23 protein-coding genes are annotated in these 25,946 nt (G+C 34.1%); 12 read left to right on the forward strand and 11 right to left on the reverse strand.

The annotated features are described in order from the left end of the window. The first annotated feature begins 13 nt into the window (after nt 1-13). A complete protein-coding gene (locus tag BLS98_RS11090; protein ID WP_089736456.1) occupies nt 14-589 on the forward strand; it encodes a glutathione peroxidase in 576 nt (191 codons plus the stop codon). A gap of 73 nt (nt 590-662) precedes the next feature. After that, nucleotides 663-1,178: a VOC family protein gene (locus BLS98_RS11095; protein WP_317040633.1), complete on the forward strand. Its 516-nt coding sequence runs from the start codon at nt 663-665 to the stop codon at nt 1,176-1,178. A gap of 92 nt (nt 1,179-1,270) precedes the next feature. Here BLS98_RS11095 and BLS98_RS11100 read toward each other — a convergent pair whose 3' ends face one another. Further along, nucleotides 1,271-1,930, reverse strand: coding sequence for an NAD(P)H-binding protein (locus BLS98_RS11100; RefSeq protein WP_089736458.1), 660 nt, complete (start codon nt 1,928-1,930; stop codon nt 1,271-1,273). A 155-nt stretch (nt 1,931-2,085) separates the two neighbouring features. On the opposite strand from BLS98_RS11100, the gene BLS98_RS11105 reads away from it, so the two are divergent. Further along, nucleotides 2,086-2,439 (forward strand): MmcQ/YjbR family DNA-binding protein, encoded by a 354-nt coding sequence (locus tag BLS98_RS11105; RefSeq protein WP_089736460.1) that lies wholly within the window; start codon nt 2,086-2,088, stop codon nt 2,437-2,439. 45 nt (nt 2,440-2,484) lie between these two features. Here BLS98_RS11105 and BLS98_RS11110 read toward each other — a convergent pair whose 3' ends face one another. Beyond that, nucleotides 2,485-4,008 carry a DUF2931 family protein gene (locus tag BLS98_RS11110; RefSeq protein WP_089736462.1) on the reverse strand — a complete coding sequence of 508 codons (1,524 nt, stop codon included), beginning with the start codon at nt 4,006-4,008 and terminating at the stop codon, nt 2,485-2,487. A gap of 412 nt (nt 4,009-4,420) precedes the next feature. Here BLS98_RS11110 and BLS98_RS11115 point away from each other — a divergent pair, with 412 nt between their 5' ends. Next, nucleotides 4,421-4,903 carry a YbaY family lipoprotein gene (locus BLS98_RS11115; protein WP_228425174.1) on the forward strand — a complete coding sequence of 161 codons (483 nt, stop codon included), beginning with the start codon at nt 4,421-4,423 and terminating at the stop codon, nt 4,901-4,903. A gap of 101 nt (nt 4,904-5,004) precedes the next feature. Here BLS98_RS11115 and BLS98_RS11120 read toward each other — a convergent pair whose 3' ends face one another. Further along, on the reverse strand, nt 5,005-5,925 hold the full coding sequence (locus BLS98_RS11120) for a bifunctional riboflavin kinase/FAD synthetase (RefSeq protein WP_089736466.1): 921 nt from the start codon (nt 5,923-5,925) through the stop codon (nt 5,005-5,007). A gap of 207 nt (nt 5,926-6,132) precedes the next feature. Between BLS98_RS11120 and atpD the strand changes: the two genes are divergently transcribed. The 3 genes from atpD (at nt 6,133) to BLS98_RS11135 (ending at nt 8,924) form a co-directional block, all read left to right on the forward strand. Beyond that, nucleotides 6,133-7,641, forward strand: coding sequence for a F0F1 ATP synthase subunit beta (gene atpD / locus BLS98_RS11125; RefSeq protein ID WP_089736468.1), 1,509 nt, complete (start codon nt 6,133-6,135; stop codon nt 7,639-7,641). 97 nt (nt 7,642-7,738) lie between these two features. Beyond that, nucleotides 7,739-8,020, forward strand: a complete 282-nt coding sequence (locus tag BLS98_RS11130; RefSeq protein ID WP_089736469.1) for a FoF1 ATP synthase subunit delta/epsilon — start codon at nt 7,739-7,741, stop codon at nt 8,018-8,020. Between the two features lie 85 nt (nt 8,021-8,105). Next, nucleotides 8,106-8,924: a hypothetical protein gene (locus BLS98_RS11135; RefSeq protein ID WP_089736472.1), complete on the forward strand. Its 819-nt coding sequence runs from the start codon at nt 8,106-8,108 to the stop codon at nt 8,922-8,924. A 685-nt stretch (nt 8,925-9,609) separates the two neighbouring features. Here the strand turns inward: BLS98_RS11135 and BLS98_RS11140 are convergent. The 5 genes from BLS98_RS11140 to BLS98_RS11160 form a co-directional block, all read right to left on the reverse strand. Then, a complete protein-coding gene (locus BLS98_RS11140) occupies nt 9,610-11,805 on the reverse strand; it encodes a B12-binding domain-containing radical SAM protein (RefSeq protein ID WP_089736474.1) in 2,196 nt (731 codons plus the stop codon). Between the two features lie 1,109 nt (nt 11,806-12,914). Then, complete coding sequence (locus tag BLS98_RS11145; RefSeq protein ID WP_089736476.1) at nt 12,915-13,655, reverse strand: hypothetical protein; 741 nt, start codon at nt 13,653-13,655, stop codon at nt 12,915-12,917. 71 nt (nt 13,656-13,726) lie between these two features. Next, the gene (locus BLS98_RS11150) at nt 13,727-14,056 is read right to left on the reverse strand and encodes an import component protein (RefSeq protein WP_089736821.1); all 330 of its coding nucleotides are present in this window, start codon (nt 14,054-14,056) and stop codon (nt 13,727-13,729) included. 120 nt (nt 14,057-14,176) lie between these two features. Further along, nucleotides 14,177-14,914 carry a LytR/AlgR family response regulator transcription factor gene (locus BLS98_RS11155; protein ID WP_089736478.1) on the reverse strand — a complete coding sequence of 246 codons (738 nt, stop codon included), beginning with the start codon at nt 14,912-14,914 and terminating at the stop codon, nt 14,177-14,179. A gap of 3 nt (nt 14,915-14,917) precedes the next feature. Next, nucleotides 14,918-16,864 (reverse strand): sensor histidine kinase, encoded by a 1,947-nt coding sequence (locus BLS98_RS11160; RefSeq protein WP_228425172.1) that lies wholly within the window; start codon nt 16,862-16,864, stop codon nt 14,918-14,920. Between the two features lie 276 nt (nt 16,865-17,140). Here BLS98_RS11160 and BLS98_RS11165 point away from each other — a divergent pair, with 276 nt between their 5' ends. From BLS98_RS11165 to BLS98_RS11185, 5 genes are all read left to right on the forward strand, one after another. Further along, nucleotides 17,141-17,599, forward strand: coding sequence for a hypothetical protein (locus BLS98_RS11165; RefSeq protein WP_089736481.1), 459 nt, complete (start codon nt 17,141-17,143; stop codon nt 17,597-17,599). 31 nt (nt 17,600-17,630) lie between these two features. Then, a complete protein-coding gene (locus BLS98_RS11170) occupies nt 17,631-19,184 on the forward strand; it encodes a hypothetical protein (RefSeq protein WP_089736483.1) in 1,554 nt (517 codons plus the stop codon). A 17-nt stretch (nt 19,185-19,201) separates the two neighbouring features. Continuing rightward, nucleotides 19,202-20,890, forward strand: coding sequence for a tetratricopeptide repeat protein (locus BLS98_RS11175; RefSeq protein ID WP_089736485.1), 1,689 nt, complete (start codon nt 19,202-19,204; stop codon nt 20,888-20,890). A 164-nt stretch (nt 20,891-21,054) separates the two neighbouring features. Next, a complete protein-coding gene (locus tag BLS98_RS11180; protein WP_089736487.1) occupies nt 21,055-21,642 on the forward strand; it encodes a Crp/Fnr family transcriptional regulator in 588 nt (195 codons plus the stop codon). Nucleotides 21,643-21,780: 138 nt separating this feature from the next. Continuing rightward, nucleotides 21,781-22,431, forward strand: a complete 651-nt coding sequence (locus BLS98_RS11185; protein WP_089736822.1) for an NADPH-dependent F420 reductase — start codon at nt 21,781-21,783, stop codon at nt 22,429-22,431. Between the two features lie 141 nt (nt 22,432-22,572). On the opposite strand, the gene BLS98_RS11190 is transcribed toward BLS98_RS11185, so the two are convergent. The 3 genes from BLS98_RS11190 to BLS98_RS11200 all read right to left on the reverse strand — a co-directional run bounded on the left by BLS98_RS11190 (nt 22,573) and on the right by BLS98_RS11200 (nt 25,925). Then, nucleotides 22,573-23,451 (reverse strand): DMT family transporter, encoded by an 879-nt coding sequence (locus BLS98_RS11190; RefSeq protein WP_089736489.1) that lies wholly within the window; start codon nt 23,449-23,451, stop codon nt 22,573-22,575. 78 nt (nt 23,452-23,529) lie between these two features. After that, nucleotides 23,530-24,801, reverse strand: coding sequence for an aminotransferase class I/II-fold pyridoxal phosphate-dependent enzyme (locus tag BLS98_RS11195; protein WP_181575094.1), 1,272 nt, complete (start codon nt 24,799-24,801; stop codon nt 23,530-23,532). Nucleotides 24,802-24,887: 86 nt separating this feature from the next. After that, complete coding sequence (locus BLS98_RS11200; protein ID WP_089736493.1) at nt 24,888-25,925, reverse strand: PLP-dependent cysteine synthase family protein; 1,038 nt, start codon at nt 25,923-25,925, stop codon at nt 24,888-24,890. Between the last annotated feature and the right edge of the window lie 21 nt (nt 25,926-25,946).

Consider the following 25,946-nt stretch of genomic DNA (forward strand, 5'->3'; position numbering starts at 1 on the left):
AAATCTATAAGAAATGAAAAATATTTTTTTAATGCTGCTTTCTTTTATCGCATTTCTGCAAAGCTGCACCAATCAAAAAAGTGAAATTTCTCAAGCAAAAACCAAAGAACTTATGGGAAAAACAATATATGATTTTAAAGTAGAAAGCCTTGACGGAAAGGAAATCAACTTTGCAGATTTCAAAGGAAAGAAAATCCTGATCGTTAATACAGCTTCAGAGTGTGGGTTTACTCCTCAGTATGCCGATCTTGAAAAAGTTTACGAAGAATACAAAGACAAATTGGTAATTGTAGGTTTCCCAGCCAATAATTTTGGAGGACAGGAGCCGGGAACTAATACCGAAATCGGAAAATTCTGCCAGAAGAATTATGGAGTAACATTCCCGATGGCGGCTAAAGTTTCTGTAAAAGGAGATGATACGGCACCTATCTTTAAATACTTAACAGAACAGGAATTAAACGGTGTAAAAAATACGACCATTCTTTGGAACTTTACGAAATTCCTGATTGATGAAAACGGAAAGCTGATTGATAGCTATGTAAGTACCACAAAACCTACAAGCGAATCAATTACAAAACATTTGAAATAAAAAACAAAAAAGTATATTTTTACAAAGTGGATGATTACATCCACTTTTTTTATTTTAAAATAAATTGAAACCCATGAAAAAAATATTTTTTGCAGTTTGTATACTGGCCGCATTTTTATCAGGATTTGCTTTTAAAGCAGTTACAGAAAAAGAATCTGATGATCTGAAAAGAGTAACAGGAATTGGTGGAATCTTTTTCAAATCTAAAGATCCCAAAAAAATGAGGGATTGGTATAAAGAACATTTAGGTTTTGAAGTCAACGAATACGGATCTGTTTTTGAGTGGTATCAAGGAGCAGATAATTCTAAGAAGGGCTTCAGCCAATGGAGTCCATTCAGTGAAAAAACAAAATATTTTCAGCCTTCTGAAAAAGATTTTATGATTAATTATCGGGTACAGGATCTTGAAAAACTGATGGTAGAGTTAAAAAAAGAAAATGTAACCATTGTAGATAAAATTGAGACCTATGAATATGGAAAGTTCGTCCACATCATGGATCTTGAAGGAAATAAAATAGAACTTTGGGAGCCTAATGATATTGAATATGAAAAATTAGGACAAAACATGGGAAGCAAAACCACAAAATAAATTATACACTTTAATCCCATGCATCTGTGCAAATCTGTGGTTGAAATAAATAGTTCCACAAATTCCACGGGTTTCCACAGATGTTTTTTTAATTATTGGTCAATTGTTTTTTCTGCAAAGCAAAAAATATTTCCCAGCTTAATACTTGAATAGCCATTGCTTTTAATTTTTGAAGAATTAATCATAGCCTTTGCCAGAATATCCGTAGGTAAAGGCCTTTGACTCTCCAATAATCCAAGTTTATTGGCAAATTTTATAATCCTGCTACCCAGAACTTCACCTGTTCTTGCAGAATCTTTTCTTTCCAGCATTCCGGGTTTAAAAATGGTGATTTTATTAAAATGCAGCTGTTTTACAGCTTCTTCCAGTTCACCTTTCATTTTTGAATAAAAAATCCTTGATTTTGGATCAGCACCATAAGCGGAAACCAGAATATAGTCTTCCACATCATTGTCTTTGGCGGCTTTCGCAAATTCATATTGGTAATCAAAATCCACTTTTTTCTGGGCTTCTTTGCTTCCGGCATCCTTCAAAGTAGTTCCCAGACAGGAAAACGCAACATCTCCTTTTACCATTTCTTTCCATTCTTCAGGTTTTTCAAAATTGACAACATGAACTTTAAGCCTATCGTTCTCAATATCAACAGGTTTTCTTACAAAAATATCGACTTCCTCAAAAGCCTTATCATTAAGTAACTGATTAACTAAATCTTTTCCTGTAGCGCCTGTAGCACCAATTACTAAAGCTTTCATAACAATGGGTTTTGATGTGATGGTGATTTCTTTCTTAAATTTACTAAATTTGGATAAAAGATAAAAGATAAAAGATCTTGTTATTAAACATCTCTTATATCAACCATCATTAATCATATTACTAATTGCCTATTACTCATTACTCATAAAAAACTATGGATGCCAACGAAATATTAGACTATTGCCTTGCTAAAAAAGCAGTTACGGAAAGTTTTCCTTTTGACAATGAAACCCTTGTATTGAAGGTTGATACCAAAATGTTTCTGTTAATGGGACTTGAAAGACAGCCTTTGTCCATCAATGTAAAAACAGATCCGGAATGGAGTGCTGAGCTTAGAGAACAATATCCTCAGATTGCAGGAGCTTACCATATGAACAAAACCCATTGGAACTCAGTATCTGTGGATGGTTTAAAAAGAGACTTGATTTTTAAATTAATAGATCATTCTTACGATTTGGTGTTTAAATCATTAACCAAAAAAGTTCAAAGCACAATTAACAATTCTTAAAAAGCAAAACCAATAGGAAAAACTAGCTTTTCAATTTAGATATTTTTAATAATTCTCACCATATTCTATAATTGGGGTTTCTAAAAGTAATAACTTATTTTCACCATTTATTAGCATAGCGGTTGCTGTTTTATTCTTTTGACTGATATTAAATTCTATTTTGGCATTGGTATTTTTTTGCTTGTTAAAAAAAACGTCAAATTGTTTAAAGATTTTCTCTTCATTAAACTCAAAATCTACTGCGCATCGATTGTCATTTTTATCATACCATTTAATGTATACATTTTCAGGAATACCACGTTCCTCGTTGATGTTATTTAGCAAAGTTTCATCAGAAAATACAAAACGTTCAGCATTATAAAAACTAAAATCTGCATCATAGATTTTTATTTCTGGAGATACTACAAACGTCGGATGCCAGTTGTAACGTATTCGTAATTTGTCCCAATAACCATAAGGAATAGGTTTGTTTTTTGTAATTTGCTGTACTTTATAAGGTACAATTGTGGTATCTGTTAATACTTTTTGGCGCCATTCCTGATTAAACAAATCTCCATATTTTAATTTTTCATCATAAGATATTTGTTTAGTAATGTTGATCTTTTCTGCTGGGTAACGCCCAATTTCTATTTGGCGATGCCCACTGCTGCCTGCCCAAACCACTAATACACCGCCTGGCGCAAAACCCATAATAATACTGTTATAGTTTTCCTGAGTTTTTCCTTTACTTCTTTTCTCAGCATAAGGCGTATCGAAGAGCATTTGCAGTTTATTATAATCAATAGGGCTGTTTACCCGGTAAAAAATATTTTCTGCAAATGAATACCAGGTAAGATCCAGCGCTTTTGGGAGTGCCATAGTTTTCTTATCTGTATTTCCTCCATCTTCACCCCATTTTGCTCTGTAATTTACAGTGTTTCCCTCGTTAAAAGTAAATTCGTACTTTTCATTGTTAGAAAGTAGAAAAATACCTTTGTACAGCTGCACGGGATAGGCCTCCGGATTACTCATTGAGCCGCGCCATCCATCATTTCCGCCTTCTTTTATAGTATCACCACTAATTGTAGTTTCCTGTTTTTCATTATCATATTGAGCAATACTGTATACAATAGATATGAAAAAAATATACATGATAATAACAGGTAGTAATACTTTGTATGATCTAATAGCCCAGGTTATTATTATGCTGCTAAAAATTGTCAAAAAAATACTCAGGGTTAAAATGACAGGAAACATTTCTAAAATGAGGTCACCCAAATCAGCATATAATTTGTGTTCATAATCATCACCTAGTGTAGTCACAAACAGCAACACAGGTAAAAGCACACAGAAGGCAATATAAAATACAAAACCATAAGCAAGTTCAAAGATAATATTAGGCTTATCAAATAAGTTTAGCTTTCTGCGAATGGTATTAAATCGAAAATATAAAAAAGCAATTAAAATGAAATAGGGTAAACAGAATAGTGCTGCATACACCAGGTTTGAATTGTCATTCTGCGTACATAGCATACCAATTAAACTCAATATGGCAACTAGAATAGCAGAGATAATAGATTTGAAAATCATGTGTTATAAAAATATCTACTTATTTTGAATTTTTCAGACATTCAATAAACTAAATAATCTGGAAATATGATTGGTTACAAGAACTATCTTTTTCAAGCTTATGCATTTTGAAAGTTCCGGCTATAATTTTTATCCATGGTTTCCTAATTTATAGTAAATATGAAGCTTAATTCAAAGTTGGATAAATATATATAAAATATTCATTTAAAATGTATTTTATTTGTAAATAATATGTATTTTAAATTCGTTTTATTTCATATTTTTAATAATTATTTTACTTATATTAACTATTTGAAATAATAAAAAATTCTGAAATGGGTGTTGTAAAATAGAAATTAAAATAATCTAGGTATAGATTTTGTTATCAAATACCTGTGAAATATTAAACTTACATTAATTAAAATAAGAATATATGAAAAATCATCTTTTATTATTCATGGCAGCAGGTACATTAGCTTTATCAAGTTGTAATAAGCCTGAAAAAAAAGAGCCGGCAGCTACTCCTGAAAGCACTGAGAATGTAAAATCAGAAAATCTTAAGATAGAATTTACTGGTACAGATACATTTACCATCAAAAATCCAAAACTTAAAGTAAGTTTATATGGAGTAAGTGAAGGTTTACAAGATGCTCCTGCAACATTAATTACTGAAAAAGAATTTGAAGGAAAAGCAATTCCTTTTACAGTTGAATTACCGGTACCTGCAGATGCAGAAAGTAAAATTAGCCCAAAACCTACCAATGGTGTAAAATATTATATCGCTACCGAGTGGGATTCTGATGGCAACGGAAAAGCCAATGAGAAAGGAGATATCTTTATTGACCATGATAAAGCATTTCCTAATGTAAAATTAAATAGTGAGACCCAAAAAATCTATGTAAAGGTTTTAAAATAAAATAGAAAAGAGATTCTTTGACAAGTTCAGAATGAGAGGAATCTATCTTTTAAAATAAAAACTAAAAAGGCTATTCAGTGATGAATAGCCTTTTGTATATCTTAGAAATTAAATTTTTCTGTTAATCGCTTATCTTCATCAAGTCTTTCAATAAGCTTTTCCAATCCTTCAAACTTGATTTCATCATGAAGGAAGTCTCTGAATTTTACGGTGATCTTTTCGTCATAAATATCATCGTTAAAATCAAGGATATATACTTCAACGGTTAGCTTTTCTCCATTTACTGTAGGATTGGTTCCGATGCTCAGCATTCCTTTATATTGTTGGCCTTTTACTTCCACTTCTACAATATAAGCCCCTTTTTTAGGTAAAAGTTTAATAGATTCCGTATCAATATTAGCGGTTGGGTAGCCAATTGTTCTTCCAATCTTCTTTCCATGAACTACCGTTCCGGAAACAGGGTAGGAGTAGCCCAACATTTCATTGGCTTCCTTAATATTTCCTGTTAAAAGAGCATTACGAACCTTGGTAGAACTGATGTTATTCTCGTGAATATTAATGGCTTCCATTTGCTCAACCTCAAAATCAAGCTCTTTAGAAAGCTTTTGAAGAAGTTCGAAATTTCCGCTTTTATTTTTTCCGAAAGAATGATCGTATCCTATAATAAGGTATTTTACATTGAGTTTATCAATCAGGATCTGACGTACAAATTCTTCTCCGGTAAGATTTCTGAATTCTTCATCAAATTCTTTAAGAAACAGAGTATCAATGTTATATTTTTCAATACGCTGTTGCTTTTCCTCTATGGTATTCAGTAATTTTAAATCTTCATTGGGATTAAAAACAAACCTCGGATGTGGCCAGAAAGTAAGGATAGCAGTTTCCAGATTGTTTTCTGTTCCTACCTTAATCAGCTCATCGATAATACTTTTATGTCCAAGATGTACCCCGTCAAACATACCTAAAGACAATGCTAGAGGCTTTTGAGAGGAATAATCTTTAAAATTCTTGAAAACTTTCAAAACGGGAAAAATTTGACTGCAAATATAGATATAATGTAACAATCTATCAATATAACAAGGGATCAATATTTTTTTCAGGGAAATAGGGCTGTCAGAATGATAAATTGCTGCATGGATCAATTTCTAAAAAGTATGATAAAAATCTTTTTTTTACCAATTGCGGGTTTACGAAGAATCACTATATTTGCACCAAGAAAAAATTTAGCAATGGCAAACCAAATTAAAGGTAAAATTTCTCAAATTATTGGTCCGGTAATCGACGTTGTCTTTAATGATGTGGAAGTAATTCCAGCAATCTATGACGCGTTAGAAATTACAAAAGAAAACGGTGAAAAAGTAGTTTTAGAGGTAGAACAACATATTGGCGAAGATACAGTAAGATGTATTGCAATGGACGCTACTGATGGTCTTAAGAGAGGTCAAGATGTAATCGGATACGGAAATCCTATTACTATGCCAATCGGAGAGGCTGTAAACGGAAGACTATTCAACGTAGTTGGTGATGCTATCGACGGACTTCAAGATATTTCTAAGGAAGGTGGTCTTCCAATTCACAGACCAGCTCCAAAATTTGATCAATTATCAACTTCAGCAGAAGTTTTATTTACAGGTATTAAAGTAATCGACTTAGTTGAGCCTTACGCAAAAGGAGGTAAAATTGGATTGTTCGGTGGTGCTGGTGTAGGTAAAACAGTATTGATTCAGGAGTTGATTAACAATATTGCAAAAGGACACGGAGGTCTTTCTGTATTCGCCGGAGTAGGTGAAAGAACGAGAGAAGGAAATGACCTTTTGAGAGAGATGTTAGAATCAGGTATTATCAAGTATGGTGATGATTTCATGCACTCTATGGAAAATGGAGGTTGGGATCTTTCTAAAGTAGACTTAGAAGCTATGAAAGATTCTAAAGCAGCATTCGTTTTCGGACAGATGAACGAGCCGCCAGGTGCAAGAGCAAGAGTAGCCCTTTCTGGTCTTACTTTAGCTGAGTACTATAGAGATGGTGGAGAAAGCGGACAAGGTAGAGACGTACTTTTCTTCGTAGACAACATCTTCCGTTTTACACAGGCTGGTTCTGAGGTATCTGCACTACTTGGTCGTATGCCATCAGCGGTAGGTTACCAACCAACGCTAGCTTCTGAAATGGGTGCGATGCAGGAAAGAATTACTTCAACTAAAAATGGTTCAATTACTTCAGTACAGGCGGTATACGTACCTGCGGATGACTTAACTGACCCGGCTCCTGCAACTACGTTTGCTCACTTGGATGCAACAACGGTACTTGACAGAAAGATTGCTTCATTAGGTATTTACCCAGCGGTAGATCCATTGGCTTCTACTTCAAGAATCCTTTCTCCAGAAGTTATCGGTCACGATCACTATAACTGTGCTCAAAGAGTAAAAGAAATTCTTCAAAGATATAAATCACTTCAGGATATCATCGCGATTCTTGGTATGGAAGAACTTTCTGAAGAAGATAAATCAGTTGTTTACCGTGCAAGAAAAGTTCAGAGATTCTTATCTCAGCCTTTCCACGTAGCAGAACAGTTTACAGGTATTCCAGGATCATTAGTAGATATCAAAGATACTATCAAAGGATTTACTATGATTATGGATGGTGAATTAGATCACTTACCAGAAGCTGCTTTCAACTTGAAAGGAACTATTGAGGAAGCAATTGAAGCTGGACAAAAAATGTTAGCTGAAAACGCTTAATAATTAGACATCAGATTTTTAGACGTGAGATGAGAGACATTCAATATGTCAGAATCTTTTAATCTTTCAATCTTTTAATCTTTTAATCTAAATTAAAATGAATATAAAAATTTTAACACCAGAATACGTAGTTTTTGAAGGAGAAGTAAACTCAGTATTATTGCCTGGAAAAAATGGTGAATTCCACATCATGAAAAACCACGCAGGAATCGTTTCTTCTTTAATTGGTGGGAAAGTGAAACTTTTTACAAACTCTGTAGATGAAGCTTTCGCAAAAAACCTAACCAAAGAAAATGATAAAGACTCTGTTTTTTCATATTCAATCAAAAGCGGTGTTGTGGAATTTAATCATAACAAAGGAATTATCCTTTGCGAATAATTAAATGAAAAGCTAAATATATTTTCAAAAAAGTGTAACCAAAGTTACACTTTTTTTATTTTACTTCATGTAAAAATCTGATTTTATGAAGAAAAGTATAATCATATTCTTTACAATTTTGGGTATTTTCCTCAACGCCCAGAATATTAAAACCAAAAGAGGAATTATCAATTTAGACGGGATTCCGGTGGCTAAAATTTCAAACAAATCCAATGAATACACTTTTATGGATTTGAAGGAAACGCCGTTGTATACTATCAAATTTATTGATAAAAGTATTGTAGACTCTGTCAGAGACAGCTATATACAGGTCAATAGAGTATATAACAGGGAAAAAACCATCGAAGTAGATTATACTTCTCCTTCTGCATTTTCCGGAGAAGAAAGATCAGCGGTGTATACTTCTGTGAAAGATTTTAAAATCATTGATAATAAAGGGATCAATGTAAAGACCCTAGATGAATTGTTTTCAAACGTTCCCAAAAGGAAACTGGACAACAAAACTAAGGATGCTTATACGATCAGAAAAAAGATCGATAAAATGAATCTTGAAGTCAATAAAGTAGGAGAGATCCTCAGCAATGGAGTTCCTGTGGGATATTTTACCAATCTACCGGTAAGCTTTGGTTCAGATGATAAAATCATGGAAAAAAGCTTTCTCGATATTGAAATCTATGATGCAAAAAGTAAACTCATTGGTAAATATATTACGACAACAAAGCAACTGAAGACAGCTGGCGGAAAGTCTTTCACCCTTTTCAAAGAAATGTCCGGAAGAGCTTCAATTTTAAAATATCCAACCTATAAAGCTCTTGCAGAACGTATGGCCATTATGGATCCAAATTTTATTAAAATTCAGGAAAAAGTAACTGTAGGTCCTGTTACAAAAGATACTCCTAATTAAGTCTATTCAAAAATATAAAAAATAAAACCTCAGAAATATATTTTGAGGTTTTTGCTTTTATCCACTTAGCTTTATATAATCGCACTTATTTTATTCGTGCATTCGTTGTGTATATTTTTGCCACGAATGCACGAATTTTTCTTTGTTTGCGTGTATAATCATCTGCGAAATCTGTGGGAGATGTTTATGATCTGTATTCTGTCATTGACTATGTCGAAATAATATTCATCGACTAAAAGGAGATAATCTGCGATTTCTGAAAGAATCTAAACACTCTATGTTAATATCTATGGTGAATGACAAAAACTAGGTTACCAATTAAATTATAAGAGTTTTATTTCCCACAGATTTCGCTGATTTACACAGATGTTTGTGAATATTTGTATTTTATAAATAAAATCAGCTGTGTCATGAACTAAATATACGGTATACAATTTTATCGAAGATAAAATCTTTGCGCCTTTAAAGCTCATAGATATTCCAGAAATGGCGTCCTTGCGATTTTCAACTTCGGTATTACATTAAATTGTATTAGCTAGGGTAAGTGAAAATCAATAGAAATGGGCTTTAGCCCGTTTTACAATAAAAACATAAATTTCCATTGGCTTTAGCCGAAACTTATTTATCTTATAAAATGTAGCAAATTCTATTAATTTAAAAATCCCTGAGAAAAATCAGAACAATTTTATAAACTCAAAATCACTCCATTTTCTTTCAGTTGCTGCATAGGTTTTGAGAACCAGAACAATTCAAAATCTTCAAAATTTTCTTCAAACTGATTCTTAAGTTGCTGAGCTGTAGGTTTTTTCTGATTGTCGATAGAATGTTCATTCAAAATATCCATCAGCCAATCTGCTTTGTCCTGTTCCATTTCAACCTTAACAATATTGGTTTTTAGGTGGAATGTAAGAAGCGTATATGTACCAGAATATTTCTTTTTATTTTTTACGCGATTCTCAGCGATTACATTTTTGGTTAAAAAGACAATTTTTGAATTTCCTTTAAATTTAAAATCTTCATCTTCCAATAAACTGTCGTGAATATAATCGGGATGAATAGTTGTTCTTGGAATTTTGAAATCAAACCACTCTTGAAGAGGAAGTTCAAAATTAATTCCATGCATATAATTGAATAGGGATTTTTTTAACCCTGAACTAAATTTATCATGATTGATTCCGGTTTTGTCTGTAAAATCAATATCATTATTAGCAAATAGAATTTCCTGCTTGATTGGAGTAACTCCAAATTCTTCCGGATTCAATCCAACAGGTGAATGGGCAGTCATTGCAAACTGATGCCAAAAGCCACTTTGTAAAATTCCCATTTCAAATAACTGACGAATCATCTCCATAGAATCAATTGTTTCCTGGATAGTTTGAGTAGGGTAGCCATACATCAGATAAGCATGGATCATAATTCCGGCTTCTGTAAAGTTTCTTGTCACTTTTGCAACCTGCTCCACAGAAATTCCTTTATCAATTAATTTTAATAAACGATCACTTGCTACTTCCAGTCCACCTGAAACGGCAACACATCCTGAAAGCTTTAATAAATAACATAGATCACGGGTAAAGCTTTTTTCAAAACGGATATTGGTCCACCAGGTAACCACAAGATTTCTTCGAAGAATTTCTAGGGCAACCTCTCTCATTAAAGCTGGTGGTGCCGCTTCATCTACAAAATGGAACCCGGTTTCTCCTGTAGTTTTAATGAGTTCCTCCATTCTGTCTACCAGAATTTTGGCAGAGATAGGTTCGTAGATTTTAATGTAATCTAAAGAAATATCACAGAATGTACATTTTCCCCAATAACATCCGTGAGCCATGGTTAGCTTATTCCATCTTCCGTCACTCCATAAGCTGTGCATTGGGTTGGCAATTTCAATGACTGAAATATATTGATCCAGTTTTAGATCCGTATAGTCAGGAGTGCCTATATCTGCTTGCTTAAAATCGTGTCTTTTTGAATTGTTTTTATAAACAACTTCTTGATTTTCAATTAAAAAAGTTCTTTTGTATTGAGGTTCTTCACTTGGCTCAGGATGAAGAATATTCTCACATAGAAGTTCGAGAGGAAGTTCACCATCATCCAATGTTATAAAATCAAAAAACTCAAAAACTCTTTGATCCTTGATCTCTCTTAACTCAGTGTTAGGAAATCCGCCGCCCATTGCAATTTTGATGTTCGGGAAATTTTTCTTTATCAACTGAGCACATCTGAAAGCAGAATATAAATTCCCTGGAAATGGAATAGAAAAACAAACCAATTTAGGCTGTACAGACTCTATTTTACCTTGAAGAATAGTTAAAGTAAAATCATCAATAAATGTTTGTTGATCGGATAATTTTGAATACAATTCATCAAACGAGTTGGCACTTTTTCCCAAACGTTCGGCGTATCGGCTGAAACCGAAATCAGAATCAATATTTTCTACAATATAATCTGAAATATCCTCCAGATATAAAGTAACCAAATGTTTGGCTTTATCCTGTAAACCCATATTTCCGAATGCAAATTCCATATCATCCAATTGGTTGAAACGGGAAGCTTCCGGTAGAAAGTTCATGCTGCAGATCTGTCTTGCCAGCGTTGGGCTTTTTCCTTGCAAAAAGGGAATTACCTGATCTATAGTTTTTAAATATTCTTCTCTTAATGCATAAATTCTCTGAGTATTTTCAGAAGCATTCTGAAGATCAATTTCTTTATTGAAAACCTTTTGTAATCCACCTTTTGAAAATAACTCCAAAATAACATCTATTCCCAAGTCCATCTGATAACTGGAAATATTTTTAGTATTTAAAAATCCTTTAATATAGGCTGTTGCCGGATAAGGAGTGTTAAGTTGGGTAAAAGGCGGGGTAATAAGAAGCAGGTCTTTCAACAGAAATTTTTTGCAAAGTTATTCTAAAGTTTTTTGAGAAAAAAATTTTTTGCTCTGATTATAAACAGGTCTAAATAATGTTATCTACACCTGCTGTTTTTCTCTTAGGATTATTTTCTCGCAGCTCTCACAGATGTCGCAGATAAAATGCAAGGAGATATTTTTAGACGCAAAGGTTTATGATGCATGCCGTTTATGTTTTAAGGCAGCAAAGTATTGAATCAATTTCATTGATTCTTTCTAAGCGCGTGTTATCCATACAGCTTCTTCCGCGACAAAGTCGCTCCTCTTTGCTCTCTAAAATAAAGCGTTCGAATCATTAGAACTTTGCGTTTAAAAATACATTTTCAGTATTTTATTAAAATGATTTTTCTCCCGCAGATGTCACGCTTTCGCAGATAAAATGCAAGGAGATATTTTTAGACGCAAAGGTTTATGATGCATGCCGTTTATGTTTTAAGGCGGCAAAGTATTGAATCAATTTCATTGATTCTTTCTAAGCGTATGTTATCCATACAGCTTCTTCCGCGGCAAAGTCGCTCCTCTTTGCTCTCTAAAATAAAGCGTTCGAATCATTAGAACTTTGCGTTTAAAAATACATTTTCAGTATTTTATTAAAATGATTTTTCTCCCGCAGATGTCACAGATTTCGCAGATAAAATGCAGTGATATATTTTTTAGACGCAAAGATTTATGATGCATGCCGTTTATGTTTTGAGGCAGCAAAGTATGGAATCAATTTCATTGATTCTTTCTAAGCAAACGTTTCCATACAGCTTCTTCCGCGGCAAAGTCGCTCCTCTTTGCTCTCTAAAATAAAGCGTTCGAATCATTAGAACTTTGCGTTTAAAAATACATTTTCAGTATTTTATTAAAATGATTTTTCTCCCGCAGCTCTCACAGATTTCGCAGATAAAATGCAGTGAGATATTTTTTACGCAAAGTTTTATGATGAATGCCGTTTATGTTTTGAGGCAGCAAAGTATTGAATCAATTTTATTGATTCTTTCTAAGCAAACGTTTCCATACAGCTTCTTCCGCGACAAAGTCGCTCTCTCTTTGCTTCCTAAAATAAAGTGTTAGAATCCTTAAAACTTTGCGTTTAAGAATTATTTAAATACAGCATCTGGTGGATTATTATTGATGAAATTGAGAAAAGAATCTTCTTCAAAATATCCGTTTTCATCTAGGATTTCAGGGTTTAAAACTTCTGCTTCATTGGATCCATCCAAGATTGTTTTTTCAATATTTCGCCCTGATTTTCCTTCAATTTCATTATGAAGACTTATTAGGTATTGGGAATCTATATTTCCTTCAGCAACAGTGTAATGCCCATTTTCAGCAATAAGAATTGAAGATGTATTTCCCTCAAAATAGGTTTCATTATCATTACCTGAAGCTCCAAATAATACATCACAGGAAAGGTTACCAGTACAGTATAATGAACCGTTAACAATTATATTTTTTGCCTGTATATTTCCCATAACAATAAGAACAACATAGTCTTCAACAAAAAGGTTTCCGGGAAGGTTAATGTCTTTATCAAACAGAATTACTTTGTATCCTTCGCCATCTTCAGTGACTAAATCAAGAGAGGTTGAACCTTCATGTTCTGCAAGAATAATGGTAGGTATATCATCTTCATTTGGTTGCAATGAAGCTGCTTTTACTTTTTCTGCAGTTTCCGGATCCAGCATTTCTAGGAAATCAGAAAGGTCCTCTTCATCTAAAGAATGATCTTGGAACAGAGTAAAGTCTAAAGCTGAAGTAACAGTAGAATAAAAATTTTCTGATTGATTTTTAAGAAAAATATATAGCTGATCCTTTGTGAGTTGTTGTAATTCTTTCATGAAATTTAGCAATATTGCACCTATTATCCCTTATAGAAATAGATAGATGCAATATAGGAAGATAAGTTTTGCTATGCCAGAAAACCAAATTTATTCTCAAACATTTTTCCTACTACCGGAATGGGTTTTTTCTGTTCATTCGCAGCATTGATGATTCCGAATACCCATAAAATCAATAAGAGCAATCCTATATAATTCAGAAAAGATAATACAGGAAGAATAGGAATTATTATTGAAAGAATAATATTCACAACAACGGTTAACAGAAAGAAGCCCAGCCCTTGTTCAAGATGATAATTGGCGAGATCATTTTTAACGGTTAAATCTTTACTTTTAACATAGGCGATAATCCAGCCAATAATGGTTACATAGCTTAAAATAGAAATAGTTTTACTGTTCATATTGAAATATTTTCCGTCAAAAGTAGAACAGTGATTTTCACCTGTCAATAGCAGATTGATTTACTGTAGCTTTGAATTGGTATTCAGTAGATCCTGACCGGAAATTATAGGTCTCTGAGCTTATTCTTCCTTCATTAATTTGAAAAAAGCTTCTTTTTTAGCCCGGGATATCGGAATACTGGCTCCGTTTTCCATTTCAATCATCCCTTCTCTGGAATAGCTTACAATATAATGAGTATTGATGAGATAAGATTGATGTACGCGGAAGAAATCAGGAGGGAGAAGAATACTTTCGTAATTTTTTAGTGGTTTTGAAACCATGATCTTCTTTCCATCATTGAGATAAAAAGTAGTATAAGAACCGGACGTTTCACAATGTATGATCTGGTTGATCTTCACTACGTGCATGGCTTCCTGAGTGGGAAGAATAATTCTTTGTGGAACTTTGTTCATATTGTAACTAAGTTCATTCAGCTGTTTTTCTTCGAGAGAACGTTCTTTTAAGTCCTGAATTCTGTCAATCGCTGTTTTAAGTTCTTCAGCATCAATAGGCTTTAATAAATAATCTAAAGCGCTGAACTTGAATGCCCGAATGGCATATTCTTCATAAGCAGTGGTAAAAATCAAATGAAATTTCCGGTAAGAAATCTGTTGAAGCACATCGAATCCTGTTCCGTTTTTCAGCATAATATCCATAAATACAAGATCCGGCTGCAACCTGTCAATCAATTTTGCTGCTTCATCAGCACTTTCAGCATAGCCTATGATCTGTACTTTATCAGGAGCAATTATTTCCAGCATAATGGATAACGCTTCCCGTAAATGATATTCGTCTTCTATGATTATAGCTTTATACATACTTTACAATATAGGAATATATAATGTTACCATACAACCTTGTTGCCCATCGTGATCAAGGGTTAGTTCTCTGACTTCAAGTTTTGCCTGAGAATTATCTTTAAGCATAAGGAGCAGTCTTTCATCGGTAATCTTGGTGGAAAGGGAGCGATGAGAATCATCTGTTTTCTGTTTTCTGGAAGCTGTAAGTCCGATTCCATTATCTTTAATGGTACAGATCAGGAGATTTTCTTCCTGTTCTTCTTCAAAACTAATTGATAACATCCCTTTTTGGAATGCTTCCAAAGGTTTAAGCCCATGCTCAATTGCATTTTCAATAAAGGGTTGTATCAAAAGTGGCGGAATATGAAGTTGCTCATCAACAGAGCTAGCCAACGCTATCTGATAATCAAAACTTTGATTTAAACGCAGTTGCTGAAGTTCAATATAATTTTCCAGAGTTTGTATTTCTTCTTCAAGAGTAATGGTTTCCATACGGGATTGTTCAAGGACTTTTCGGCTCAGTTTTGCAAATTTTCCAAGATAGAGAACTGCGAGATCCATATCCTTTCGAAGAATCATTCCCTGGATATTTCCTAATGCATTGAATATGAAATGAGGATCCATCTGTGATTGAAGCAATCGCCTTTCAAGAGATAGTTTTTCTGCAAGATTTTCAAGGGTTTCCTTTTCAAGCAGTTCCATTTTAAGCTCATTATTGGCCTGTTGCTGCTGAAGAAAATCTTCTCTTTTTTGATGATAACGCTGACGGAAATAATAAGACCGATACATAAAGATAAGCCCTATGAGTAAAACTGCAGAAATTCCGTATCCTAATAACTGATTTTTTTTCTGAAGTTTATTTTCCTGTTCCAACTGTTGAATACGAACCATTTTCTTTTCCGATTCATATTTGGCATCAGCATTCTGAAGAATCTGTTGAGTGGATTCGTCGTACTTTAATGTATTATACTTGATAAAAAATGTATCATACTCATGGTAGGCTTTGTAGTCTTTTTCTTCAGCTGCAATATTTTTCAGACAGTCATAAAATGCTGCCAAAAGATAATTGTCTTTGTAGGGAAGGTTTTGCTGATAGGAAATTCCTTCTTTAAAGAGACTTTCAGCTGTTCTGTAATCTCCTTTTGCTACATAATACTGCCCGCGTAGTCCCATTGAGCTTCGGTATACGCTTTTTATTCCATATTGTTTTCCAATGATTAATGCTTTCTCCAAGGCCAATAAAAATGCTTGTTCATCAATGGGCTTTGGTCCGTTCATATATAAAGCCGCAAGATTGATATAAGCCACTCCGATATTGCTTTTACTGTCTATTTTTGCTTCGTTTTTTTCTATAAAAGTGATCGTTTGATTAAAAAAAGAAACAGCCTCCTGCCATCGGTTTGTTTCTCCTGCAGCAACAAGGTCAGAAAGGTAACTTCCTACAGCAAGCCTCGCATGAAGAATGCTTTCAGGGTTTCCGGATTTTTCAGCAAATGAAAGTCCTTCATCAGCATATTTTTTTACTTTTTCCTGAGAATTGGGGGAGAAAAGATAAGAAATATCTGCTCCAAGTTTCGCGGATTGATCATCGCTTTGCATCGTATTGAATAAAGCATAAGCTTTGAGGAAGAAAGTTAAGGCTTGTGACTTATCATCTGTATATGATTTAAGGTAGCCCATTGCAGTATTGGCAAAAGCTTTTGCACGGTTACTTTTTATGGAGTTGGCAATATCATAAGATGTTTCCGCGTACTTCATGAATTCCTTGAGATGCAGAAGACGTTTATGAGTTAAGGCGAGATAAGCATTACAAATAGCTTCATCTTCTTTATTTCCATCTTTTTGGGAGGCCTGAAGAGCAGCCATCTGTATTTTGAGGCTTGTTGATGAATCGGTAAATCTTTTGGAGTAACCTTCACTGGCTTCATGTTCTGCAGGAGATACTTGCTGTGCTTTTACAGTATGCAATGAGATCAAGCAAAATAGAAAGCAAAGTAGGAGTTGGGTTATATCGTTTTTTCTGATCATATTAATAGATACGTTGAGCTAAATTATACATTGTAAAAGGATTGACAAAATAGCAATAGGCATGGAATACTGATTTTAAGGGCATATTTGAGCTTAATACTACAAATTACAGTAAGTTTTTTACCGAATACCAATTCAAAATATTCAAATACAAATTGATGTTGGCAGAAGTACATCTTAATATCTAATCTTGCATAGAATATAAATACAATAGCCATGAAAACTGTATATAAATTTCTGATCTGTATTCTTTTATTTCTTCCTATTAAGATGCTGTTTTCTCAGCAGGCAGATGAAAAACGAATGAAAATTGAAGTAATGGTAAATGATGGGAAAAACCAGATTGTTTCTGTTATCAAATCTTATACAATTTCTTACAATAAAACGTTGGTAACTCCTGATAATAAATCTAATGATGTAAAGGCATTTTATTTATCATTGGATTTCGAAAAGCAGGACATTCCACTTTTAAGGGCGTTTATCCAAAATAAAAATGGTTTGGATGGTCAGATTACAGTAACAGATGCCTATGGGAAATTACCATCGCGAAAAATTGAATTCAAATCAGCAGTAATGGAGATCATGACAGAACAGACGATGGGGGATTATAATGGCATGTACATGAATTTAAGTTCAAATGTACTTACTATTGATGGATTGAAGATTGAACATTAAGACTCACAAATGATGAAAAAAACGATATAAAATGCAGTATATACAGTTTAAAGAGATTAAGCATAAATTTCCTAAGGATAGCTGGCTGTGTTGGCGTAATGAAAAGCATGGTGGTGAATTTGATGAAGATTGGGTTATTTATATCAATCATGATATGGAATTGCAAAATCTGAATCTGGATGAGCCTTTTACAGTTTTCAATGCTATAGAAAACCAGGGTGAAATTAATAAAGAAGGCTGCTTTGCCATACTTATTGAAGGAAACCTTACAGCAAAAAATATCTACAATTATGAATCGGACGGTTCTATCTGTCTGTGTGTATTGGGAAATCTTGAAGCCGATAATATCATTGTAGGTGGGCAGGAGCTATACATTACGGGAAATTTAACGGTAAGAGATTGCTTTTGGGGAAATTATAATCATGGAGATCTTATTATAAAAGGTGAAACTAAAGCTAAAGTCTTTGTCGCCACTGAAGGTTATCATTATGATTATAAAAAAGAAAGGATAAGTGCAGACTTCTTCCTTTGTGATGAAGAGGAGGATGATTTTGATCCTACATTACCAGCTGGTCTTTTTACTGAGGAAATATTATATACTGAAGATGAAGCAGATATAGAAAACCTTTTTACCTGGAATGACTGGGTTTCCCGTTCTACAGCAATTAAAATGTTGGAAACCAATTCCTCCATTATAAAAAAAGATATTCAACTTCTTTCAAAAGAAGACCAAGAATATCTTGAACTTGCAGCAATTCCAAAGTATTTTGAAGAGACTGTATTTAATGATTTAGCTTCTTTCCTTTCTCAGCTGGAAAATTTTCATAAGTTGATGGCCATCGTTAAATTGCATAAGGAGGTATATCAGCATTATGTTTTTGAGGATTATGAAATACAATTACATCCTGACTCGGAAGATGGACAGGCACATGTCATGTTTACTCATTCATCAGGTTGTATTTTTTTCATCTGCATAGTAGAGAATGAAAATAATAGGAAAGTACTCTCTGCAGTATATCGTGAAAACGAAGACGCTTCCTTTGTAAATGTTTTTCAGCAAGGAACAACTTTGTATTATATCACTTCATTGAATATTCTATGGAACGATGTTCTTACGAGAGCTGAACGCGGAGCTTACTTCTATAATAAGTTCCTGGAAACAGTTAAACCTACAGAAATTATCAGTTATCTAAACCTGCCCATAGTACAGGAAAAGTATAATAATTATCAGGATGCGGATAAAAACAATTTCTGGTATGAAGGGAATTGCTTTCTGATGCGAAGGCATGGTGAAAGAGGATTGGTAGGAAGTATTGATATCGGAAAGGAAAGAGATGCTGAAATATTTGATATGAGAACCTATTGCTTCCGTCCTGATCAGCTTGAAAACCCTGAAAAGTGTAACTTATTTTATGCTTCAAGTCAGGAAGAACTTACCAATGACAGCTATTCAGGAAACGGAAAGGTGTTTAAAGTATTTCTTTATGATTGGGAGCTGTTTAGAGAATCCATAGAATGGTATTCTAAAATAGGAAAAGCTTTTACAGCAATGAATGAAGAATATCTGGAAGAAAAGAATATATAAATCTATAGACAAATATCGTGAATACATTACATAAGGAGGCAGTTGAAGCATTTCGTCAGAGAAACTATACGACTGCTGCTAAAAATTGGATAAAAGGGCATGCGCTTCCGGATGATACGGAAGAACTTAAGGAAATTTATCTTTGGGTAAATTCTGTAAATGAAACTTCCCCAAATGCAGATCTCTGTGCAATATTAGGACTTATAGCACTGGATCATCATGAGGTATTTACCAGTAACCGTGAAAAAGCACTTCTTCAATGTATAGAATGGAGTAAACAGGGAATCACTATAAGCCCTAATCATCCATGGTGTCATCGTCATGCAGGTTCTGCCTTTTATTGGATGAATCAATGGGAAGAGGCTTTTCTTTATTATGAAAAAGCAGTATCCTTAATTCCGTCACCTACTTTACAGATCAGATTATTCACTATTAAAAATAAAGGAAACCTTGCTCCTGATTTTTTATTATTGGATGTGAATCCTGAAACTTCAGAAGCCATGGAAGCTTACAATGCTGGTGTTGAAATTAACAGAATGATCAGTCAGTACCCTCAGATGTCTGAATTTGAAAAAGAAAGGCTTACCCAGCTTAAAAGAGATTGCTATACAATAGCTTATCATCTTTATCATAAGACAGTTGTTGAGAAAATTGGAGACCCTTTCAATGAAGACCCACATACTTTTGCAATGTGTTGCCATAACCTGGCCATAGAGCTTACCCAACAGGAAAAATATGATGAAGCTATCGCTATGACTACACAAGGAATGGAATACGACTATTTCATGTATATTCTTCAGAATAGATTCAGTACCTATTTAGAAGCTGGATATTTAAAAGAAGCCGTAGATGATGGAGAAAAGCTGATGGAGGACTTTATACATGAAATGGATTCTGTAACCTATTTTAATATAGCTGACCATCTTTGCAATATCTATATGGAATTAAAGGACTATGAGCCAGCAATGGAGTGGATTAATCTCGGATTGGAAACTTATTATTCATTAGATGCAACAGATCCTTTGCTGAGTAATCCGGAAATTGTACGATGCTTTACCAATTTTTATATCAATAAAGCAAAAGTAGAGGAACAGACAGGTGTAAAAACAGATGTAACTACTGCCTCAAAGGAAGCTGATCAAATTTTGGAAGAAATGCCTGATAATCCAAGTGTATTAATCAGCCGTTCCAATATTTTTTTAGAAGAAGAAAATTACGAGAAAGCTCTTGAATGTCTGCAATACGCGATACATTTTGCTTCCGAACAAAATAAAGTGAGATCTGTACAGGTGGCTTTATACAATATGGGATATATTCAGGTAGCGAAACTTAAGGATGAAACTTTAGCATTGGAAAGCTTTGAGCAGAGTATAGCTTTGGGAAATGAAGATTTTTGGTGTTATTATTGGGCTGTTCATTGTGGCTATCACTTACAGGAAAATGAAAAAACGGTAGAGTTTGCATTAATGGCTCTTCAGGTTTTGCCACAACAGCAGGGAGTTACTGAAGATATTATAGCAGAAATTTATGAACATTTAGGAACGGCACAATTAGATTTAGGCCAATATACCGAGGCTGCGGAGAATCTGAAAAAATCTCTACATTATAATCATTCTCCCATAGCTGAGGATAATCTGAAAACAGCTGAAGCTGAGAGCAGGCGTAACGGATCAAGCGGGTTTTTCAGAAAGATGTTTGGAAAGTAAAAAATAAAGTAACCCCAAAGGATAAAAACAGGTTAGGGAGTTCAGATAAATAGTAATCGGGATTTTACCATTATACTTATTTCAGTTTTTTTTGATATATTGTATTATCTATTTTTCAGTTTTTTTCAAAATCTGAAACCAGATAAAAACACATCTTATTTGCAATGTCTAAAGAAACGGCTTCACTTATCAGTTATTTTAAAAGTTTCATTCCTCTTTCAAAAGAAGAAATTGAAGTATTGGATGAACGCATCACAGAAAGAAGAATCAGACGAAAACAATTTATTCTGCAAGAGAATGAAATATGCCAGTATTATACATTTGTAGTGTCCGGATGTTTCAAAATGTACAGTATAGATCAAAATGGAGAAGAACATAATCTTCAGTTTGCATCAGAAAATGACTGGATTGTAGATATAGATAGTTTTCATAATAAAAATCCCAGCAAACTATATATTATTGCTCTGGAAAACTCTATTGTACTACAGCTTGAAAAAAATGATCTCTGGTATCTGTATACTTATTATCCGAAGTTTGACAGAAATTTTAGAGTGATTATTGAACATAAATTTATAGAACTTCAGAATAGAGTATTGCAGAATATAAGTGCAACAGGAGAAGAGAAATATGAATTTTTCCTCAGGCAATATCCTCAGTTAGCCAATCGTATTTCTAATGTAGAAATAGCTTCCTATCTTGGAATAACCCCACAATTCCTTAGTAAAATCCGACAAAAAAGAATTAAGAACTAATTGTATTTCTTATCAATATGAAACTAGTTTAAGAATTGATCTTACCAAATATCAAGATGATTTCTTAAACTAGTTTGCTGTTTTTTCATGACCTTTCCTAGTAATTTTGACATAAATAAAACATTAAAATTTAAAAAAATGGAAACATTGAAAAAAGTAGCTGTAATTGGCTTAGGAAATATCGGAAAAGCAATTGCTAATGATCTGATAAAAAATAATCATGAAGTAATTGTTGCTTCAAGAAACAGCGAAGAGGCTAGTAATTTTGCTGAACAGTCCGGAGGACTTGCCCAAAGTATGAGTATTAAAGAAGCAATTAATACTGTTGATGTTATTATCCCTGCAATATGGTTTGGTTCCTTTAAGGATTTCTTTAATGATTATGGTGATCTTTTGAAGGATAAGACCATTATAGATGTGTCTAGTCCTATTGCTCCTGACGGCAATGGCGGATTCAAAAAAATTATTGGGGAAAGAGAATCAGCTGGAGAACTTAACAAAGCTATACTTCCTAAGGGTTCTAAGCTTGTGAAGGCATTCGGAACTCTTGGTGCGGAAACTCTTGCAGGGGCATCCAATGGCAGTCCTGAGAAATCTGTATTATTTTATGCATCAGATGATATGGAAGTGAATCATGAGGTAGAAGAAGTGATTAAGAGTGCAGGATTTGATCCTTTAAGAGTAGGAGGAATTGACCAGTCGATTCGTATCGAAGTTTTTGGAGATTTACATGAATTTGGGGCATTGGGGAAAACAGTTACCCTTACAGAAGCAAGGTCAAAACTTTAAAATAAAACAGATAAAAAATATCCTGGCTCGGGCCTTTTGCTATATTGAAAAAAAGCACTAAAATGTTTAATGGTAAAAATAAAAAGCCGGACTAAGGAGTTCCGGCTTTATTAATATTGATATCGTGAAAAAATAACCTTTTTAAATAGGGCTTACTTTCCTACGATCTGAAATAACATTTAATATAACACCTAGAAGAATCAATGTAATACCGATTAATAAGTTGGTCGTAAACTTTTCATTAAACATAAATACACTTACCATTACGGCAACTACCGGTTCCAGAGCTCCTAAAATAGCCACAGGAGTGGAGCCAATACTTTTTATGGCATACACCAGACATAAGCTGGAAATAACTGTAGTAAGGAAAGCAAAAATAAGAAAGTTAATAAAGATCGTCATTGAAGGAATCTCGAATGATTGATGTCCTATAACTGATTTTGTCATGAAAAACAAGGACGTAAAAAGCATAGAGTAGAAGGTAAGCTTAAACCCTGAAACTTTCAGTTTTGATTTATTGACAATCACCATATACAGTGCATAAAACAATGAGCTCAGCATTACAATCCCCAATCCTGCAAAATTGATTTCAAAACCGTTTCCTTTGAGGCATAAAACAATAACTCCGGCAAAGGCAAGAAATAATGAAAAGATAGACAATTTGGTGAGCTTCTCTTTATAAAAGAAAAACATGATCAATGCTACTATTACTGGGTAAATGAATAGAACCGTAGAGGCAATTCCAGGGGTGAGAAAATCATATCCTATAAACAGAAATTCAGAGGAAAGAGCATAACAGACTCCCAGAATAGCTAATATTAAAGCTTCCTTTTTATTGATTCTGAAATTTTGTTTAGAATAGATGAGGTAAGCTCCTACCATTAAGGCTGAAAAGAAGAACCTGTAAAATAAGGTAATATCCATTGAAAAATGGGCCTGCTTAATCGGCAGAATAAAAATCGGAATCAATCCGTATGAAACCGCCGACAAAACACCTAATAAATAACCCCTAAGTTTCATTTGCTTTTTATAGTTTATAGTTTTTAAAACAAAAAACCACTGAATCAATCAGTGGTTTTTTTTATTTTTTTCTAAAGATTAGATCGGTTTAAAACTTAATCCTTGTTCCTGCAGTAATATTTGTTCCTGCTCTTTATAGTAACCACTTACTAGTTTATCGTGAATTGCTTCAAACGCTGCCAGAGTTTCATTAATCTCAGCATCCGTATGAGAAGCGGTAGGAATTAGTCTTAAAAGAATCATTCCCTTCGGAATTACCGGATATACCACTACCGAAGTAAAGATCCCGTAATTTTCTCTAAGGTCTTTTACCAATATGGTAGCTTCTACAGGAGTTCCCTGCATCATTACAGGAGTTACACAAGTATTGGTATCTCCAATATTAAATCCTCTTTCTTTTAATCCGTTCTGTAGTTTGGCTACATTTTCCCAAAGTTTAGCTTTAATCTCAGGTCTTGATCTCAATAGCTCCAATCTTTTTAATCCTCCGATTACCATTGGCATTGTAAGAGATTTTGCAAAGATTTGTGATCTTAAGTTGAACTTCAGGTATCTGATGATTTCTTTGTCACCCGCAAGGAATGCCCCGAAACCAGCCATTGATTTTGCGAAAGTAGAGAAATATACGTCAATCTGATCAGTACAATCCTGTTCTTCACCAACTCCGGCACCTGTTTTACCTAATGTTCCGAATCCGTGAGCATCATCCACTAAAAGTCTGAACTGATATTTTGATTTAAGTTCGCAGATCTCTTTGATTTTTCCCTGCTGGCCTCTCATTCCGAAAACTCCTTCAGTAATCACAAGGATTCCTCCTCCTGTTTCTTCTGCCACTTTAGTAGCTCTCTGAAGGTTTTTTTCAAGACTCTCCATATCGTTGTGCTTGTAGGTAAATCTTTTACCAGAATGAAGTCTTACTCCATCCACGATGCAGGCATGAGAATCCATATCATAAACAATTACATCATTTCTGCTTACCAAAGCATCAATGGTAGAAACCATTCCTTGGTAACCGAAATTCAATAAATATGCTGATTCTTTTTGTACGAAGTCCGCCAATTCTCTTTCCAACTGAAGGTGCTGATCTGTTTCTCCAGACATTGCCCTAGCTCCCATTGGATAGAACATTCCATATTCTGCAGCCGCCTTTGCATCTGCTTCTATTACTTCAGGATGATTACATAATCCTAAATAATCATTGGCACTCCAGAAAATTACTTCTCTACCCTGAAATTGCATTCTAGGGCCGATAGGTCCCTCTAATCTTGGGAAAATAAAATATCCTTCTCCATAATCTGCAAATTGTCCAAGAGGTCCTGGATTTTCTTTTATTCTTTCAAAAATATCCAACATTGTATCGTAATTTTTAAGTAAAAAGCCTTTTTTGTAGAACACGCAAAAGGCTTTATTATTTGTATCGTGATTTTATTTTATTCCTATTTAATAAACTCTGTCTTAAAGACTTCGTCATAATTGTGGACACAGTTGTTAACAAACCCCTGTTCGGCCATCCACTTATCACTGTATACCTTAGTGATGTATCTTGAACCGTGGTCAGGATATATTAAAACAACCATATCTTTTTCTGTTAATTCATGAGACTTGGCATATTGTATCAGTCCCTGAGTCACAGCTCCTGTAGTATAACCTCCCATAATTGCTTCCTTTAAAGCAATCTCACGGGTTCTGTAGGCCGCCATTTCATCATTTACCCTTACAAACTCATCTACCTTATCGAAAAGTAGAGCAGAAGGGATTAAATTTTTTCCCATTCCCTCTATCTGATAAGGGTGTACATCTTCCTTGTGAATCTCACCTGTCTCGTGATAGCTTTTTAATATAGAACCATCTGCATCCACCCCGATAATTTTAATATCCGGGTTTTTCTCCTTCAAAAACTTTGCTGAACCAGATAAAGTACCTCCTGTTCCGGTACAGGCGAAAAGGTGAGTGATCTTACCTTCTGTCTGTTCCCAGATCTCAGGACCTGTAGTCTGGTAATGAGCATCAATATTCAGTTCATTAAAGTACTGATTGATGTAAATAGAATTGGGAGTTTCCAAAGCGATTCTTTTCGCTACTTCATAATAAGATCTTGGATCATCCGCCGGTACATTGGCAGGACATATATAAACAGTAGCTCCTAAAGCTTTAAGATAAGCGATCTTTTCAGGTTTTGTTTTGTCGCTTACCGCGAGAATACATTTATATCCCTTAATAATACATACCATTGCAATAGAAAACCCAGTGTTTCCGGAAGTAGTTTCTACAACTACGGAATCTTCTTTCAATAAGCCTCTCTCCTCTGCGTTCTCTATAATATGAAGTGCGATTCGGTCTTTGGTGGAATGTCCAGGATTATATGATTCTAACTTGGCATAAACGGTTGCTGGAATATCTTTTGTAACAGTATTTAGCTTCACCATAGGAGTATGTCCTATTAGGCCAAGAATATTATCGTAAACATTACTCATTATTTGTTATTTTCAATAAAA

This window comes from Chryseobacterium jejuense (genome assembly GCF_900100075.1).
In the GTDB taxonomy this organism is placed as follows: Bacteria; Bacteroidota; Bacteroidia; order Flavobacteriales; family Weeksellaceae; genus Chryseobacterium; species Chryseobacterium jejuense.